Origin of the sequence: Rahnella sp. PD12R (assembly GCF_019200965.1) — a bacterium.
Taxonomy (GTDB): domain Bacteria; phylum Pseudomonadota; class Gammaproteobacteria; order Enterobacterales; family Enterobacteriaceae; genus Rahnella; species Rahnella laticis.
In genome coordinates this window covers 609,480-626,737 of the sequence record NZ_JAHTMS010000001.1, presented here as the reverse complement: position 1 = coordinate 626,737, position 17,258 = coordinate 609,480, and the positions used below count along the sequence as shown (strand labels likewise).

The following is a 17,258-nucleotide window of genomic DNA, read 5'->3' as shown; positions in this document are numbered from 1 at the left end:
GCTTTTTTATTGCCTGAAAAGGGCAATCAGCGGGATTCGACCGGGCGGCCTTTGAGTAATTTTCTTACCCACATCCGGTTCGGATTCAGCGCGGCCAGCGTTTCACTGTCCAGCGGCATTGGCTCACCGGCAATCTGCGCGACCAGCACTTCGGCACCGAGCGGTGCAGAACTCAGACCACGCGAGCCGAGTGCGCCAAACAGGAAAAGATTCTCATGCACCGGCGCATTGGCGACCGGACGATGGCGCTGAACGTCGAGATCTAACTTCTGATAACTTTCTAATAGCGCCTCGTAATCGGAAACGGACCCGATCATTGGCAGGTGGTCGCGTGTGGCGCAACGCACGCCGTTCCGCGCCTGTGCGTCACTGACATCCACATCTTTCGGCCATTGTTGCTCCGGCAGACAGTTCAGCAAACGCTGACGGTTTTCCTGCTGATCATCTTCGCGGTAATCCGTACATTTATCGGCGCGATGATAGCTGGCACCGATGCAATGATGCTGGTTGAGTGGGTTCACCGGCGTCAGGTAGCCGTCGTAGCACAACACTTGTCTGAGCTTGCTCAGTTCCGGCGTGGTGGGAATATGTGAAACCTGACCGCTGACCGCGTAGACCGGCAGTTTTTCACTTTGCACGAAATCAGTGATATTTGCGCCATTTGCCAGCACCACAGCCTGATGGCGGGTTTCATGCCCGTCGGCAAATTTCAGCGTCCAGCTTTCGTTTGCGTCGCGGCTTAATTCCGTGACCCGCTGGCGATAATGCACCGCTAATCCCTGCGTTTGCGCCAGTGCGAGCAGCGAGGCGGTCAGCTCCGCAGGGCATAACCATGCGCCAAGCGGATAGGTAATACCGCCGCTGCCGCAAGGCAATCCGCATAAGGCTTCGACATCGGTTTCACTCAGCCCTTTCGCCAGCCCTTCCGGCCAGTCGCCGCCCAAAATTCCTTCAATTTTGCCCTGACTTTTTTCGTCATACCCAAGTTGGGTAACACCACTCCAGCCGTGATCAAAAGGCACGCCCAGCTTTTCCAGCTGGAAATACTGGCGACGGGCGAACGTAAAGGCATGTGCAAAGAACTGTTCCAGCGTGTCGCCCCGGCCATTGAGCAGCGGATAAACCGCGCCCTGACGGTTACCGGATGCGCCCAGCGCCGGTTTTTCATCGGCGCAGTACAGCGTTACGGCATAACCACGGCGCAACAGCGCCAGCGAAAGTACGGCACTGGCGACGCCGCCGCCAAGAATCGCAAATTCAGTGGCATTTTTAGCAGGCGGGCGGAAATACCACGGCGCAGGATGAGGAATATCAATTCCCGCGGGCAAAACGCCGGATAACATATGCCGCTTTTCACCGAATCCGGGCACTTTTGCGATGTCAAAACCTGCGTCCTGCAAGCCGCGACGCACAAAACCGGCGACCGTGAAAGTGGCGAACGTTCCCTGCGGGCGGGTCATTTTGGCCATCGAACGGAAGAGTTCTTCCGTCCACATGTCCGGATTCTTTGATGGCGCAAATCCGTCCAGGAACCAGGCATCGACCTGCTGATTCATACTGGTGTCACATGCAGGCAGCAGGGTAGTCACATCGCCAAACCACAGGTCGAGCGTGATGCGCCCGCCCGCGAGTAAAAGGCGGTGACAGCCGGCGAACGGCATCGGCCATTGTTCGCAAAGTTCGGCGGAATACGCGGCCAGTTCAGGCCATTGCGCATGGGCAGCAGCCAGATCGCTGGCGGATAAGGGGAATTTTTCGTAGCTGATGAAATGCAGGCGTTGCAGCGTAGCGTCGGGGCTTTCAGCACGGAAAGCATCGAACGCCTGCCACAGCGTCAGGAAGTTCAGCCCGGTGCCAAAACCGGTTTCGGCAATGATGCAAAGCGGGCGAGGGTGGGCGGAAAAACGCGCCGGAAAATGGTTGCCATTCAGAAAGACATGACGTGTTTCCAACAAGCCGTCCTGATTGGAAAAATAGACGTCATCAAAATGTCGGGAAACAGGTGTACCCTGTTCGTTCCAGCTTAATTCAGCCGGCGTGATCGGGTTATGGCTCACGTGAAACTCTCTCAGTTCAAGGCGATGCCGGAGTTTAACGCTGCGTTTGACCTCGCGCAAATTTACCGCGATTTACACAAGGAATTGCTGATCGGACTTGTTCGGCGTACAACTGTACGCTAGAGTGCGTGACGAAATCCCAAATGGTGAATAGTACAAGAGGTATTAAATGAAACGTGCAGTGATTACTGGCCTGGGTATCATCTCGAGCATCGGTAACAACAAGCAGGAAGTTCTTGCATCTCTGCAGGAAGGTCGCTCTGGGATCACCTTCTCGCAAGAGCTGAAAGATGCCGGGATGCGTAGTCACGTCTGGGGTGATGTCAAATTAGACACCGCAGGCCTTATCGATCGTAAGATTGTGCGTTTCATGAGTGATGCCTCGATCTACGCTTACCTTTCCATGCAACAGGCGATTGAAGACTCCGGTCTGACCCCTGAAATGGTTTCTAACGAACGTACCGGCCTGATTGCAGGTTCCGGTGGCGGTTCTCCACGCAACCAGGTTGCGGGTTCCGACGGCATGCGTGCCAAAGGCCTGCGCGGCGTTGGCCCTTACATGGTGACCAAAGCGATGGCTTCCGGCGTTTCTGCCTGCCTCGCAACCCCGTTCAAAATTCGTGGCGTTAACTATTCCATCAGCTCTGCTTGCGCAACCTCTGCTCACTGCATCGGTAACGCGGTAGAAATGATTCAGCTCGGCAAACAGGACGTTGTCTTTGCCGGTGGCGGTGAAGAACTGTGCTGGGAAATGGCGTGTGAGTTCGACGCGATGGGCGCATTGTCCACCAGCTACAACGAAACCCCTGAAAAAGCCTCCCGTACCTATGACAAAGCGCGTGACGGTTTCGTCATTGCAGGCGGCGGCGGTATGGTCGTGGTTGAAGAGCTGGAACACGCTCTGGCACGTGGCGCACATATCTACGCAGAAATCGTTGGCTACGGCGCAACGTCTGACGGCGCAGACATGGTAGCTCCATCTGGCGAAGGCGCAGTGCGTTGCATGAAAATGGCAATGAACGGCGTGGATACCCCAATCGATTACGTTAACGTTCACGGGACTTCTACCCCTGTCGGCGACGTGAAAGAACTGGGTGCAATCCGTGAAGTGTTCGGTTCCAAAACTCCGGCACTGTCTTCCACCAAAGCCATGACCGGTCACTCTCTGGGTGCCGCGGGCGTGCAGGAAGCTATCTACACCTTGCTGATGGCTGAACACGGTTTCATCGCGCCAAGCATCAACATCGAAAACCTCGATGAGCAGGCAGAAGGCATGGATATCATCACTAAACCGACTCAGCGCGAGCTGACGACTGTGATGTCCAACAGCTTCGGCTTCGGTGGCACCAACGCCACTCTGGTGATGCGTAAGCTGAAAAACGACAAATAATTCCTGTCGTTAAGCCATAAATTGAAGCCCGCTTAATGCGGGCTTTTTATATCCTTCATCCTTCAAGCCGCCTCTGCGTTGGCTTCGTTCGTTCACCCCGGTCACTTACTTCAGTAAGCTCCCAGGTTCATTCACTTGCCGCCTTGATGCAACTCGAATGATTTTGGATATCTAATCCAACATTTCAGGTACAATTTCGCCGCTTATTATTTTCACCTTGTTGACATAATGCTCTCATTCCAACGCCTCCATCACCGACATCGGCACTTCCCGGCCTGGCTGGGTATTGTGGCGATTTTGATGTTGTTTATCGCACCGGTGGTTTCTAAATCACGGGTGGCTGAGGGTGCGCAGCACATGATGATGCCCGGAATGGTGATGTCCGATATGGACATGCCGGACGGGGAAATGGCTGACATGGAGTTGTCAGACACCGAAACATCAGGTGAACATTGCCATCCGCAAGCCTGTAAAACGGCGCAACATGACACCGGGAAAGGGTTGCTTTCCGGCGATATGAGCGATGCTGCCTGCGGTTATTGTGTGCTGCTGGCGCATTTACCGCTGCTCGGTTTACAGGCCATGCCGATGCTCTGGTCGCTGGAGCTTTCCAGCCGTGCGCCTCCGCGTTCTCTCAAACAACGTTATGTACCTTCGCTGTTCTTTACTGATTCACAACCCCGCGCTCCGCCTGTTTTCTGATCTTCCCTTTTTAAGCCATTCCTTTTCAGGTTAACGACGATTTTTCGCCGTTAGCGATGTGCTATTTGAAATTCAGGAAATCAGATTTATGAATCAGCCTGCAAACCTGCGTGCAAACGCGGGGGAAAAACTGTCTGCGCAAACCGCGTTTCTCGCCCTGTTGCGGCGTCTGCATTTTTATATTGGTCTGTTTGTCGGGCCGTTTATTTTCGTCGCTGCGCTGACCGGTACACTGTATGTGCTGACGCCGCAGTTCGAAAATTACCTGTACTCGGACGCGCTATTTACCGATTCACAGGGCGCATCACAGCCGCTTTCACGCCAGACAGAGGCGGCGATAAACGTGGCGGGGGTAAATCCAAAAATTTATGCCGTCAGACCCGCGCCGGAACGCGGAGATACCACGCGGGTGATGTTTTCTGATCCGCAGTTGGGCGCGTCCAAAAGCCGGGCAATATTCATCGACCCGGTGACGCTGGCGGTAAAAGGCGACATGACAGTTTACGGAACCAGTGGGATTCTGCCGTTCCGCACCTGGCTGGATGATTTACATCGCGGGCTGTTACTGGGCGATATTGGTCGCGTGTACAGTGAACTGGCCGCCTCGTGGTTATGGGTAGCCGCGCTGGGCGGCGTCGTTCTCTGGTTCACCGGACGCAAAAAAAACCGTACGTCACGCAAGCTGAGCGAAAAAATTGCAAAGCAGCAGCGCAGCCGCCACTGGCACAGCACGCTGGGCGTGATTCTGCTGGCCGGACTGTTGTTCTTTTCCGCGACGGGGCTGACGTGGTCGCAGTGGGCAGGGGACAATATCGGCGTCTTGCGTGCCCACATGGGCTGGATGACACCGGCGGTCAAAACCAGTTTATCTCCTGAGTTAGTGGCTGCCCCGGCAGACGAACATGCAGAACATCATGCACATATGGCTGACATGCCCGATATGCCTGGTATGGACATGTCGGGTGATGTGATGCCCGCCGCACCGGCCACGGTGGCGGTTTCCGCGCTCACTTTCGATGCCGTTGTTCAGGCGGCAAGGGCGTCAGGTATTGAGGCGCACCGGATAGAAATCCGCCCGGCTTATACCGCCGGTAAAGCGTGGACGGTGACGGAAGTTGACCGCAGCTGGCCGACACGGGTTGATGCGGTTTCCGTGGATCCGGCTTCATTACAGATTACCGATCACGTGCGTTTTGCGGACTTCCCGCTGCTGGCGAAACTCACGCGCTGGGGCGTTGATGCTCACATGGGCATCCTGTTTGGTGTCTGGAATCAGGTCATTCTGGTTGTCTTTGGCACCGGGCTTTGCGCGATGATTGCCTGGGGATACCGGTTGTGGTGGCTGCGCCGTCAGGGCGATGCCGGCAGCAGCAGCCCGGCCATCACCTTGTTGCAAACCTGGAAACGGGTGCCTTTTGCCCTGCAATGCCCGATAGCGCTGGTCACTCTGGGGTTAGCCATTTCATTGCCGGTCATGGGCGGCAGCCTGCTGATATTCCTGCTCATTGATATTGTGCGCTGGCAGCGTCAGAAAAAGGCGCTGAAAACGGCCTCAGCCCTGAGCTGAATTCGGGCTTTTTTGAGGTGAATTTCCTTCCGGCACTGCAATATTTGCAGTGCCGGTTTTTTATTTGCGCGATGCCTCGGGGAAATCACTTTTGGAGTGGCAGCAATTAATTTCTTCGGGTAACGTCAGCGCATCGGATAACCGGCTTTTTTAATTAAGAAAAACCATGCTTACAACGGCTTTCAGCACAGTTTTTAAACCCTTTCTTCGCGACAGATTCTTGCATCTTCTGGTGTTGCTGGGCGTCGTTCTGACGCTCTTCCAGACTGAGAAAATCATGCAGTTTCCGCAGTTCGTCGACTGGGACACCATCATCACCTTGCTCGGCCTGCTGATGCTGACCAAAGGCGTTGAGGTCAGCGGCTACTTTGATTTTGTTGGCCGCAAGATGATTAACGCCATCGACAACGAACGCAGGCTGGCGCTGTTTCTGGTTACGGCTGCCGCCGTGCTTTCCACCTTTATGACCAATGATGTTGCGCTGTTTATCGTGATCCCGCTGACGATTACGTTGAAAAAACTAACGTCGCTGCCGGTTACGCGGCTGATCATTTTCGAAGCGCTGGCGGTGAATGCGGGCTCATTACTGACACCGATTGGCAATCCGCAAAATATCCTTTTATGGAATAAATCCGGCCAGTCATTCCTGCATTTTATCGGGCAAATGGCTCCGCTGGCGCTGGTAACGCTGGTTGCATTGCTGATTGTCACCGGCTTTTGTTTCCCGTCGCGCAGCCTTAAAAAAACGGCGAACAATCAGGGCTATCCGTTTCAGAAACGCCTTTTAGCCAGCTGCGGTGTGTTGTATGTCGTGTTTATAGCCTGCGTGGATCTAGGGCTGGCGCTGTACGGATTGCTCGCGGTGATTTTGTGTTTTCTGCTGCTGGCGCGAAAAGTCCTGTTGCGGATCGACTGGCCGCTGATTCTGGTGTTTATCGTGATGTTTATCGATGTACGCCTGATTGTCGGGTTAGACGTTTTACAGCCGGTCTTCGCGCGCATTCACGGGCTGCCGGATTACGGACATTATTTGCTGAGCATCGGTTTATCTCAGGTGATCAGCAACGTTCCGGCGACGATCCTGATGATCAACTATCTGCCTTCCGGCCCGTTACTCGCCTACGCCGTGAATGCCGGCGGCTTTGGTCTGGCGATGGGATCGCTGGCTAACCTGATTGCGCTGCGTATGGCGAATGACAGAAAAATCTGGCTGAAATTCCACTTTTACTCTTTCCCGTTTCTGCTGTTCAGCGGTCTTGCCGGCTGGTTCCTGCTTCCGTTTGTCAGCTGAGCGCGCCGGTATCGAGAGCGGCCAGCCGGTTAACGGCGAAGGTGATTTCAGCGGGCGTAAGGGCTGAAAAGCCCAGAAGCCAGCCATCACGATGCAGCGCATGCGGTTCGCTATGATTGAGAAACAGCGGTGAAAGGCGTGGTGTTTCAACACCCGCTTTTGCGGCCAGTGCGCTGAGCCGCTGCTCTTGTCCGGCGGGCAAATGCGCCGCAAGTTGTAAGCCTCCGGCGGCAACCTGCGGGGTCAGCCAGTCAATTTTTTGCCGGATTTGCTCCAGCAGATGATCGCGGCGGCTGTGATAAAGCTGGCGGGAAAGACGCAGGTGCGAGGCGAAATGACCGCTTTGCATAAATTCAGCCGTCACCGCCTGCATCAGCTGTGAAGAATGGCCGTCACTGACGGTGCGCAGCGTCACCATCGGTGCGACCAGTGACGGAGGCAGCACGATATAAGCCAGACGCAGCGACGGGAATAAAACCTTCGAGAAGGTGCCCAGATAAATAACCTGCTGATGCTTATCCAGCCCCTGCATGGCCGGAAGCGGGCGTCCGTCGTAATGCAGTTCGCTGTCGTAATCGTCCTCGATGATCCAGCTTTCGTGACGTCTGGCGTAATCCAGCAAATGCAGACGGCGGGGCAGACTCAGGCTTACGCCGGTCGGATAATGGTGAGAAGGCGTGAGATAGATCAGGCGCGGCCAAGGAGAGTCGGCAGCAGGATTGATGCCCTGTTCATCCACAGGAATCGCACAAAGGCGCGCACCGGCACTGGTAAACGCATTGCGCGCTCCCGGATAACCGGGTTCCTCAAGCCAGACTGTATCGTTGGGATCAATCAGCAACATCGACAGCAGTTGCAGCGCCTGCTGGGAACTGGTGGTGATCATGATGTGATCAGCGGAACACAGTACACCGCGTGACTGTTGCAGATAACTGGCAATCGCCTCGCGGAGGGGCAAATATCCCTGCGGATCGCCATATCCCAGCAAACGTTCGCCGTGTGTACGCAGCTGTTTACCGGTGATTTGCTTCCAGATTTTCAGGGGAAACGCGCGTAAATCCGGGGAGCCTGCTGCAAAAGCCCTGGGAAATTGCGGGTCGTTACAGCCGCCGGTTGCCACAATATTCCGGCCACGTGCTGAAAGCGTGGAAAGTTTCACCGGCGCGCTGCCATTCGCACGCGGTGCGGAAGGGCGGGGAAGCGACTGGCTGACAAACGTGCCTTTTCCGGTATGGCGCTGCAAATACCCTTCGGCCTCTATCTGCGCATAGGCCGCTTCTACGGTAATGCGTGAGAGTTTTAAATCGGCAGCCAGCATTCGTGAAGAAGGAAGCCGCTCCCCGACGACCAGCGCACCGGTATTAATGGCCTGCCGCAGAACTGAGCAAAGCCGGTCGCGCAGGCCGGACATTTCGCCCGCGTTTTCAAAAAGAGTAATCAGTGCTGACGGTTGGGGCAGGGTAGCCATAATGGGTCTTATTGATAGGTGATAATTGGTATTAATCATAAGGCCAAAAACAGAGATGATGAACCTGTTTTCAACACAGTAAATTGCAGAGGAAAATTTTATGTCGCAGACGTCTTATGTTCTGGCTTACGAACCGCCTTCTCCCGAAGTCAGTGCAGCCTATTTGCAGTCAAAGCTGAGCTTTTATACCGATGCCGCGGATGTGGCGGCCGATTTACAAAATGGCGTGACCGGCATTGTGGTTATTGATACCCGTTCTGCTGAACATTATGCGCGCGGTCATGTGCCCGGTGCGGTCAGTTTTCCGCATAAAAATATGACAGCAGAAAGCACCCGTGATCTCAATAAAGACGTGGTGTATGTGACGTATTGCGACGGGATTGGCTGTAACGGTTCTACGCAGGGCGCGTACAAACTGGCGAAGCTGGGGTTCCGCGTGAAAGAAATGATCGGCGGGCTGGATTTCTGGACTCGGGACCGGCATCCGGTCGTGAAAGGCGAAGCGCGCGGAGTTTATCCGGCGGACTCCGCCCCTGAAGATTGTGGCTGTGCGTGAGCAGCGGCTTAAAAGACCGCCCACAGCAAGAGTACGACGACCACAAAAGCGATAAACACTAACGGCTTGCCGCCGAGCGCCTGCATGGAAGGCGGCAACATGGCTACGAAAGGATTCATGATCGGCTGCGGATCGGTGCGCGACACGGTGGTAAAGCTGTCATCGATGTCTTCCGCGCGCGGGGAACGGTCAACGCGCTGGCTGAACAATACGCCAATCAGGTCGCTGACCTGAACCGGCGTCAGCGGCGTCGATAACGTCGCGCTGAAACGGTTTTCGACATACTCGGTGAGCTGCCGTATTTCATGCGTGCTGGCCGGTTGTTTCAGTACGCTCAGCAGCGTGGTCAGCGTCGGCGCAGTGGTTTGCTGGCTGAGTGACGCTTTCACCTGCATGAACTGGCTTAACAGCTGAAAATGCTTCGCCGGGATCGAATCGCCGACTTTTACGCCCACCAGATTGAACAGTTCCTGCCAGACTTTCACCGGCGCTTCACCGGTCGCCGCGCTGAGGCGAGTGACCAGTTGTTGCAGGCTGTTATGTTCCGCAGGCAGCAACGGACGATCGGTGACCGGCGTCTGCTGGGGTTGCGGAATATTCATCTGGCGTGTCTGGATCAAATCCAGCACTTGCTGAAGCTGAGGATGTGTCAGCTGACTCAGAACAGTATGACCAAAGTTCTGGCGAATAAAATCGCTGACGGCCTGACGGTTATTGCCCTGCGGCAACAGCTCGGTTAGCTGCAACATCAGCTGGCGGGTCGCGTGGCTGTCCTGCGCCTGGGTCAGTTTCCCCTGCAATAACGTCTGCGCCTGAGGAAATTGTGATGAGGTGATTTCTGCGCCATGAGGCAGCGAAAGATCGTGGCGCAGGTTGGCCCAGATCTCAGCAGATTTTATGGGAGTCAGCGCCATCAGCTTCACAATCAGCTTTTCCAGCGTGGTGCGCTGTGCCGGTGTCAGCGGTAATTCGCCTCCCGGTTTAACCGGAACGGTCTGACCCTGGGGCTGTGTTCTGTTGTCGCCAACCGGCATGCCCGGGCCGCTCAAAGGTTGCATATCACCGTCCTTCGCTGGAAATTTAAACGTCGCTTGATGTGTAAGCGCGGCGCAAAGCGCAGAAGCGCCTCATCATACCTGCAAAGTGTTTTAACCGACACCGTGAATAGCAGCCCGGTGAACATTCATGAGGATATTGTTTCTGAAAACGGCGGGTAAAAACATCTTACTGTACGCAAAAGCGTAAAAGGGGAAGGTGCCATCCACCTGAACGGGGGATGGCAGTGAGGTTTAACGCGTTTCTTTTTGCAGTTCGCCCGGTTTGCGGCCAAACAATGGCTTGCGCAGACGTTGTGCGAGGATAACGCCGACCAGCGTGATGCCGCCGCCGATCAGATGGTAGCTTTGCAGGTGTTCATGCAGGAACAACACCGCAATGATTGCTGTGAAAATGGGTGACAGGTTCATGAAAATAGAGGCTTTGTTCGCACCGAGGCGGATAACGCCCTGGATCCACAAAAAAGGCGCAATGATTGACGCCGGGATCCCTGCGAAAAGCACCAGCGGAATATTGTGTACGGTCAGGCTGACATCTTTCGCCATCAGGAAGTTAGGCAGCAGCAGTAAGACGCCGAAGATGATCTGCACGTACAACGATTGCCAGTTAGGCAGCGGGATCGCCCAGCGCTTGGTCAGCACGCCATACAGCGCGTAGGACGCCGACGCGGCAAACATCATCAGCTCCCCGGTGCCAATACCGTGTTGCAGCAACTGCGCCGGATCCCCTGAGCTCACCAGCCAGATGAGTCCGCCAAGAGAAACAATACTGCCGACTGCCACGCCAACCGTCGGTACCACGCTCAGCACAAACAGGCCGATAAGCACCGTCAGCAGTGGGATCAGGGAGTTGAGGATCCCCATAAACAGGGCGCTGACGCTGTGCGCGGCGTAATACGCCAGGCTCTGATAAAGCACCATTCCGAGCAGGCCGAGGATCAGCAGTTTCCACCAGTATTGTCTGACGGCTTGCAGGTTACGCAGAACGCCGGGCAGGATAAAAGGTGTCAGCGTCACCAGCGCCAGAAGCCAGCGGTAGAAAGAGATTGCGGCCGGATCTATCGCACTTGAAGCCGCCTTGCTGACGACCGCATTCAGTGACCAGATCAGCACGGCCAGCAGCGGAAAAAGTACATTCATTGGAAATTGTCCCTGAGTAAATCGTAACGCAAGTGTACGATTGTCTTATTTGTTAGATATAACGATAATCAGACAACTGTTCACGCAATTAAGACAATCGCAATATCGCTCACAGACAAAAGGATTTTATGCCAGCTCCACGTGCTTCATCTCAGCAACCCTCCTCTCCCCGATATTATCCGCCGTTGCCGGAAAAAATACCGGTGACACTGTTGTTTCGCGGCGAGATCGTTGAAGGGAATTCCGAGTATGTGCAGCATTCCCATCCGTGGAGCCAGATTATCTGCGTGAAGTCCGGCGTTCTGGCGATGCTGGTGGGAGGAAAGCGCTACCTGGCACCGCGCGAGTTTGCGATCTGGGTGCCTGCCGGTGTGGAGCATTCCAGCTATAACCGCAAAACGACGCGATTTTGTGCGATTGATATCGCTCCGGCGCTGGATAAAGATCTGCCTTCCACGCCGTGTTTGCTGACACCGACGGCCATTTTCAATGCGATTGCGGATGACTGCTTTTCGCGCAATATGTCGGAGCCGGTCACCGACACGGACCTGCGCATGTGCCGCGTGCTGCTGGACCAAATCAGTCTGGCACCGCGTCAGAATACCTATCTGCCCACTTCCGAAGATAAGTTGCTCTCGCCGGTGCTGAATGCGCTGGAGAAAAATCCGGCAGATAATACGCTGCTGGCGCAATGGGCGACGCAGGTTTATACCACCGAACGGACGCTTTCGCGCCGCTGCCAGCAGGAGTTAGGCATGGGATTTGCGGAATGGCGTCAGCGGTTGCGCTTTCTGCATGCCATCTCGTTGTTAGAGCAGGGTAAAACCGTAAACGAGATTGCGCTGGATGTGGGATACAGCTCGGCGTCGGCGTTTATCGCCATGTTCCAGCACATTTCCGGCACCACGCCACAACGTTTTCGTAACGACAGGTAAACCCGGTTGGGATCTCATTTCATATCGTGGCAAAATCAGTGTCCTCTTTATTTTCTATTCTTTCTTAGGCCTTGCTGCCGGAGACAAACGTGAAAATCCTGGTTGATGAAAATATGCCGTATGCCGTCGAGCTTTTTAGCCGGTTGGGAAACGTGCAGGCCGTGCCTGGCCGCCCAATTCCACAAGATGCGCTCAATGATGCTGATGCGCTGATGGTGCGGTCCGTGACGAAAGTGAACGAAAGTTTGCTGGAGGGAAAACCGGTGAAATTTGTGGGTACCGCAACAGCGGGTACCGATCACGTTGATGACGCATGGCTTGCCACGCAGGGTATTGGCTTCTCGGCGGCGCCGGGTTGCAATGCGATTGCGGTGGTGGAATATGTCTTTTCTTCACTCCTGATCCTTGCGCAGCGCGATGGTTTTCAGCTGCGCGACAAAACGGTCGGGATCATTGGCGTCGGTAATGTGGGTTCGCGCCTGAACGCCCGTCTGGAAGCGCTGGGTGTCCGTACGCTGCTTTGCGATCCGCCGCGCGCCGATCGTGGCGATGCCGGTGAATTCTGGCCGCTGGAAAAACTGGTCGCCGAAGCCGATATTCTGACATTCCATACTCCGCTGAACATGTCAGGCGCATATGCCACGCATCATCTGGTCGATGCGGATTTACTGGCGCGTCTGCCGGCTGACCGCATTCTGATTAACGCCTGTCGCGGCGAAGTTGTCGACAACGCCGCGCTGCTGGACGCGCTGAACGGCAGCAAAAAGCTGACCGCCGTGCTGGATGTTTGGGAACCTGAACCGGATCTTTCGCTGGCCTTGCTCGATAAAGTCGCCATCGGAACCGCGCATATCGCCGGTTACAGTCTGGAAGGGAAAGCACGTGGCACCACGCAGGTTTTCGAAGCGTTCAGCCAGTTCATCGGACAACCGCAAACTGTGCCGCTGGAATCCCTGCTGCCTGCGCCTGAATTTGCCGAAGTGACCTTACGTGGCGCGCTCAGCGAAGCCAAACTGCTGCGGCTTATTCACTTAGTGTATGATGTGCGCCGCGATGACCGGCCTTTGCGCCGTGTCGCCGGGAAACCGGGCGAATTCGATAAGCTGCGCAAGTTCTATGAAGAACGCCGCGAGTGGTCGTCTTTACGTGTTATTTGCGATGATGCAGCGACGGCAGACGTCCTGAAAAAGCTCGGATTTAACAGCCAGCCAGGCTGATTCAAATCCCGTCTTAACACGGCCTTAAGCTTTTTAGCCTACAGTGACGCGATAACTATTTGAAAGCAGGGCGGTGATTATTCATCGCCCCTTGTATTTGTACTTTTATTTTCTGGAGAAAACCAACATGTCTGATGGCTGGAATATTGCGCTGCTTGGCGCGACGGGCGCAGTCGGTGATGCGTTACTGGAATTATTGGCTGATCGTCAGTTCCCGGTTGGTGAACTCTTTCCGCTGGCCAGCGACCGCAGTGCGGGTCAGACCGTGCGCTTTAATGGCAAAAGCCTGCGCGTGCAGCTGGCATCCGAGTTTGACTGGTCACAGGTTCAGCTGGCGTTCTTTGTTGCCGGTACCGAAGCCTCGACGTTATATGCCGAAGAAGCCGCCAATCAGGGGTGTCTGGTGATTGACAGCAGCGGTCTGTTCTCCCTCGAAAACGATATTCCGCTGGTGGTGCCGGGCGTGAACCCTGACGCGCTGTCCCATTACCGTAACCGTAATATCGTGGCAGTTGCTGACAGCCTGACCAGCCAGCTTCTGACGGCGATCAAGCCGCTGACCGAACAGGCCGGGCTTGCCCGTCTGCATGTTACTTCTCTGCTGTCCGTTTCTGCGCTGGGTAAAGCCGCCGTGGACGATCTGGCCGGGCAAAGCGCCCGTCTGCTCAACGGCATCCCGGCAGAAGAAGGCATCTTCACTAAGCAGCTGGCATTTAACCTGTTGCCGCTGGTGAGCGACGAAGAGGGCAGCGTTCTTCAGGAACGTCGTCTGGTCGATCAGGTTCGCAAAGTTCTGCAAAATGACGGCCTGCCAATTTCCGTCAGCTGCGTGCAGTCACCGGTATTTTACGGTCATGCGCAGGTTGTGCATCTCGAAGGTTTGCGTCCGCTGTCTGCGGAAGAAGCACGTACTGAACTCGAACGTATCGATGATATCAGCCTCAGCGAAGAAGATGATTTCCCGACACAGGTCAGCGACGCTTCCGGTAACGCGAACCTGAGCATCGGTTGTATCCGCAATGACTACGGTGTGCCTGAATTACTGCAATTCTGGTCAGTGGCAGACAACGTGCGTTTCGGCGGTGCCCTGATGGCGGTTGAGACCGCAGAAAAACTGATTAACGAATACTGGTACTGATAATGTCCGATGATGTAATTGCTGACGTCGCGGCTCCGGTTATTGCGGGGCGCGTGGCGTTAGGCATTGAGTACAACGGCAGTGAATATTACGGCTGGCAAAGACAGCAGGGCGCGGCGAGCGTCCAGGAATGTCTGGAAAAAGCCCTGAGCCGCGTGGCAGATGCGCCGATTGTGGTGCTCTGCGCCGGACGTACCGACGCGGGTGTCAGTGCCACCGGGCAGGTGGTGCATTTCGATACGCCGGTTTTGCGCAAAGATGCCGCATGGACGATGGGTGTGAATACTCATCTGCCGAAAGATATTGCCGTGCGCTGGTGTGCCAGTGTTCCTGAAGATTTTCATGCACGCTTCAGCGCCACCGCACGCCGTTATCGTTACGTGATTTACAATAATCGCTACCGTTCGGCGATTTTGCATACCGGTGTGACGCACGTCCACATGCCGCTTGATGTCGAAAAGATGCAGCTCGCCGGGCAGGCATTGCTCGGGGAAAACGATTTTACGTCGTTCCGTGCGTCCCAGTGCCAGTCGCGCACGCCGTGGCGCTATGTGATGCACCTGAATGTCAGCCGCCACGGCAATTACGTGGTGGTGGATATCAAGGCGAATGCCTTTGTGCATCATATGGTGAGAAATATTGTCGGCAGTCTGGTCGAAATCGGTGCCGGAAATCAGCCGGTAGGCTGGATGGCAGAATTGCTGGCAGCGAAAGATCGCAATCTGGCGGCGGCGACAGGAAAACCTGAAGGGTTGTATCTGGTATCTGTTGATTACCCTGAGAAATTTGCCTTACCTCAGGTCAATATGGGCCCCTTGTTCCTGGAAGATTAGGGAACAGTACACGTGATTTTTACGCCACGTTTTAAAGAACACATGGGACGGTAAATCAAATGAGTTTTATCCACTTTATTATTGATTTTATTCTTCATATTGATGTGCATTTAGCGGAGCTGGTTGCGCAGTACGGCATCTGGGTTTACGGGATTTTGTTCCTGATCCTGTTTTGTGAAACGGGTCTGGTGGTGACACCGTTTTTACCGGGCGATTCGCTGCTGTTTGTGGCGGGTGCGCTGGCGGCATTGCCGAGTAATGACATTAACGTACACGTGATGGTGTTGCTGATGGCAATTGCGGCGATCCTCGGCGATGCGGTGAACTACACTATCGGACGGGTGTTTGGTGAACGGCTGTTCAGCAATCCGGATTCGAAAATTTTCCGTCGCAGTTATTTAGATAAAACGCACAAGTTTTACGAGAAACATGGCGGCAAAACGATTATTCTTGCGCGCTTCGTGCCAATCGTCCGGACTTTTGCGCCGTTTGTAGCGGGTATGGGGCATATGTCCTACCGCCACTTTGCGGCCTATAACGTGATTGGTGCGCTGATTTGGGTGCTGCTGTTTACCTACGCGGGCTATCTGTTTGGCGATCTGCCCATTGTTCAGGAAAATCTGAAATTGCTGATTGTTGCCATCATCGTGGTTTCGATTCTGCCGGGCGTGGTAGAAATCTGGCGGCACAAACGCGCAGCGGCGAAAGAAAAGCGTCAGCAGGATTAATCTGCGGCGATTTTTTGCGCAAGCGCTTTAAAATTTAAGACATTAAACCAGAGGGTGGACCAGTTTTTTATCCACAGTGTCTGGCCGTTATGGTTTAATGAGCGACAATTTATGGTCTGTTCCTGCGAACAACCCTTCTGCGATGCGGTGTGTAAGGTTTTTTGACACTCCGTGCGCAGGCGTATTTGGGTAGGTTTCAGGGGACTTGTTACAGCATGAACAGCGGACTGGCTTCGGCCGGGTTCAAACAGAAAGGTTATCGATGAGCTGGATTGAACGAATTCTTAGTAAGAGCACTGACTCGCAAACCCGTAAGGCAAGTATTCCTGAGGGCGTCTGGACTAAATGTGACAGCTGCGGGCAGGTCCTTTACCGCGCCGAGCTTGAGCGCAACCTCATGGTTTGCCCTAAGTGCGACCACCATATGCGTCTTACCGCGCGTATGCGTCTGTCCACTTTCATGGACGAGGGTAGTGAGGTTGAATTAGGCAGCGAGCTTGAGCCTAAAGATGTTCTGAAGTTTAAAGATTCCAAAAAATACAAAGATCGTCTGGTTGCTGCACAGAAAGAAACCAACGAAAAAGACGCCCTGATCGTCATGAAAGGCACGCTGTTCGGCATGCCAATCGTGGTGGCTTCTTTTGAATTTGCCTTCATGGGCGGTTCAATGGCGTCGGTGGTGGGTGCCCGCTTTGTGCGTGCCGTTGAACAGGCGATGGAAGATAACTGCCCGCTGGTATGCTTCTCTGCCAGTGGCGGTGCGCGTATGCAGGAAGCGCTGATGTCGCTGATGCAGATGGCGAAAACCAGCGCCGCATTGGCGAGATTGCAGGAACGCGGTCTGCCGTACATTTCCGTGCTGACTGACCCGACCATGGGTGGCGTTTCTGCCAGCCTGGCAATGCTGGGTGACATCAACGTCGCTGAGCCGAAAGCGCTGATCGGCTTCGCCGGTCCACGTGTTATCGAGCAAACAGTTCGTGAAAAGCTGCCGCCGGGCTTCCAGCGCAGTGAATTCCTGATTGAGAAAGGCGCGATTGATATGATCGTGCGTCGTCCGGACATGCGCGCCAAACTCGGCAGCGTTCTGGCGAAACTGACCGGTCAACCGGAGCCGAATGTGTCTGACGTCCATTCTGCTGTCGACGGCTCTGCCGCTGACCATCATCAGGATGCCTGAT

General features: G+C 54.8%; 15 protein-coding genes. 11 read left to right on the top strand and 4 right to left on the bottom strand.

Going from position 1 to position 17,258, the window contains the following annotated elements; all coding sequences use genetic code 11:
- Positions 1-26: 26 nt before the first annotated feature.
- Entirely contained in the window at positions 27-2,057 is a 2,031-nt protein-coding gene (gene mnmC / locus KWG64_RS02800) for a bifunctional tRNA (5-methylaminomethyl-2-thiouridine)(34)-methyltransferase MnmD/FAD-dependent 5-carboxymethylaminomethyl-2-thiouridine(34) oxidoreductase MnmC (RefSeq protein ID WP_218520849.1), read from the bottom strand.
- 169 nt (positions 2,058-2,226) lie between these two features.
- On the opposite strand from mnmC, the gene fabB reads away from it, so the two are divergent.
- The 4 genes from fabB to KWG64_RS02780 all read left to right on the top strand — a co-directional run bounded on the left by fabB (position 2,227) and on the right by KWG64_RS02780 (position 7,007).
- Positions 2,227-3,447 carry a beta-ketoacyl-ACP synthase I gene (fabB, locus tag KWG64_RS02795; RefSeq protein ID WP_101076146.1) on the top strand — a complete coding sequence of 407 codons (1,221 nt, stop codon included), beginning with the start codon at positions 2,227-2,229 and terminating at the stop codon, positions 3,445-3,447.
- A 228-nt stretch (positions 3,448-3,675) separates the two neighbouring features.
- On the top strand, positions 3,676-4,149 hold the full coding sequence (locus KWG64_RS02790; RefSeq protein WP_218520848.1) for a DUF2946 domain-containing protein: 474 nt from the start codon (positions 3,676-3,678) through the stop codon (positions 4,147-4,149).
- A gap of 88 nt (positions 4,150-4,237) precedes the next feature.
- Positions 4,238-5,716, top strand: a complete 1,479-nt coding sequence (locus tag KWG64_RS02785) for a PepSY domain-containing protein (protein WP_218520847.1) — start codon at positions 4,238-4,240, stop codon at positions 5,714-5,716.
- A gap of 166 nt (positions 5,717-5,882) precedes the next feature.
- Positions 5,883-7,007 (top strand): SLC13 family permease, encoded by a 1,125-nt coding sequence (locus tag KWG64_RS02780; protein WP_218520846.1) that lies wholly within the window; start codon positions 5,883-5,885, stop codon positions 7,005-7,007.
- Here KWG64_RS02780 and KWG64_RS02775 read toward each other — a convergent pair.
- Complete coding sequence (locus tag KWG64_RS02775) at positions 7,000-8,475, bottom strand: PLP-dependent aminotransferase family protein (protein ID WP_218520845.1); 1,476 nt, start codon at positions 8,473-8,475, stop codon at positions 7,000-7,002. The two genes, KWG64_RS02780 and KWG64_RS02775, sit on opposite strands and share 8 nt — an antisense overlap.
- Positions 8,476-8,575: 100 nt before the next feature.
- Here KWG64_RS02775 and KWG64_RS02770 point away from each other — a divergent pair, with 100 nt between their 5' ends.
- Positions 8,576-9,031 (top strand): rhodanese-like domain-containing protein, encoded by a 456-nt coding sequence (locus KWG64_RS02770; protein ID WP_218520844.1) that lies wholly within the window; start codon positions 8,576-8,578, stop codon positions 9,029-9,031.
- A gap of 8 nt (positions 9,032-9,039) precedes the next feature.
- Here the strand turns inward: KWG64_RS02770 and flk are convergent, their stop codons facing one another.
- A complete protein-coding gene (gene flk / locus KWG64_RS02765) occupies positions 9,040-10,089 on the bottom strand; it encodes a flagella biosynthesis regulator Flk (RefSeq protein WP_195825146.1) in 1,050 nt (349 codons plus the stop codon).
- 231 nt (positions 10,090-10,320) lie between these two features.
- On the bottom strand, positions 10,321-11,226 hold the full coding sequence (locus KWG64_RS02760) for a DMT family transporter (RefSeq protein ID WP_218520843.1): 906 nt from the start codon (positions 11,224-11,226) through the stop codon (positions 10,321-10,323).
- Positions 11,227-11,354: 128 nt separating this feature from the next.
- Between KWG64_RS02760 and KWG64_RS02755 the strand changes: the two genes are divergently transcribed.
- The 6 genes from KWG64_RS02755 to accD all read left to right on the top strand — a co-directional run bounded on the left by KWG64_RS02755 (position 11,355) and on the right by accD (position 17,257).
- Positions 11,355-12,161: a helix-turn-helix domain-containing protein gene (locus tag KWG64_RS02755; RefSeq protein ID WP_218520842.1), complete on the top strand. Its 807-nt coding sequence runs from the start codon at positions 11,355-11,357 to the stop codon at positions 12,159-12,161.
- A gap of 89 nt (positions 12,162-12,250) precedes the next feature.
- Positions 12,251-13,378, top strand: coding sequence for a 4-phosphoerythronate dehydrogenase PdxB (gene pdxB / locus KWG64_RS02750; protein ID WP_218520841.1), 1,128 nt, complete (start codon positions 12,251-12,253; stop codon positions 13,376-13,378).
- 127 nt (positions 13,379-13,505) lie between these two features.
- The gene (locus KWG64_RS02745) at positions 13,506-14,516 is read left to right on the top strand and encodes an aspartate-semialdehyde dehydrogenase (RefSeq protein ID WP_195816386.1); all 1,011 of its coding nucleotides are present in this window, start codon (positions 13,506-13,508) and stop codon (positions 14,514-14,516) included.
- Between the two features lie 2 nt (positions 14,517-14,518).
- Positions 14,519-15,349 carry a tRNA pseudouridine(38-40) synthase TruA gene (gene truA, locus KWG64_RS02740; protein WP_195825142.1) on the top strand — a complete coding sequence of 277 codons (831 nt, stop codon included), beginning with the start codon at positions 14,519-14,521 and terminating at the stop codon, positions 15,347-15,349.
- Between the two features lie 59 nt (positions 15,350-15,408).
- Positions 15,409-16,077, top strand: a complete 669-nt coding sequence (locus KWG64_RS02735; RefSeq protein WP_195816384.1) for a DedA family protein — start codon at positions 15,409-15,411, stop codon at positions 16,075-16,077.
- Positions 16,078-16,339: 262 nt separating this feature from the next.
- Positions 16,340-17,257 (top strand): acetyl-CoA carboxylase, carboxyltransferase subunit beta, encoded by a 918-nt coding sequence (gene accD / locus KWG64_RS02730; RefSeq protein WP_195816383.1) that lies wholly within the window; start codon positions 16,340-16,342, stop codon positions 17,255-17,257.
- The last annotated feature ends 1 nt before the right edge of the window (position 17,258 follow it).